General features: G+C 68.4%; 1 protein-coding gene. It reads right to left on the minus strand.

The genetic code is table 11. From position 1 onward, the window contains the following. Window positions 1-393 (minus strand): acyl-CoA dehydrogenase family protein (locus JWG43_RS21165; RefSeq protein WP_504208240.1); only part of this gene is annotated, 393 nt, incomplete at both ends.

Genomic DNA, 393 nt, shown 5'->3' on the forward strand with positions numbered 1-393 from the left:
GCTGATCGGCGCCACCTGATAGAGCCGCGCCTCGCGGTACTTGCGCTCGACGTCGTATTCCTCGGCGAAGCCGAAGCCGCCGAAGGTCTGGATGGCGGCCTCGCCGGCGGCCCAGGCGGCATCGGCGCAGAGCATCTTGCCCATGTTGGCTTCCTCGCCGCAGGGCTGGCCCGCCTCGAACTTGGCGAGGCCCAGCCGCAGCAGCGCCTCGGCGGCCCGCATCTGGGCATAGGCCTTGGCGATGGGGAACTGGACGCCCTGGTTCTGGCCGATCGGCCGGCCGAACAGCACGCGCTCCTTGCTGTAGTCCACCGCCTTCTTGATGAACCACTTGGCGTCGCCGATGCTCTCGGAGGAGATCAGCAGCCGCTCGGCGTTCATGCCGTCCAGGAT

Source organism: Desulfobulbus alkaliphilus (genome assembly GCF_016918545.1).
In the GTDB taxonomy this organism is placed as follows: domain Bacteria; phylum Desulfobacterota; class Desulfobulbia; order Desulfobulbales; family Desulfobulbaceae; genus Desulfobulbus; species Desulfobulbus alkaliphilus.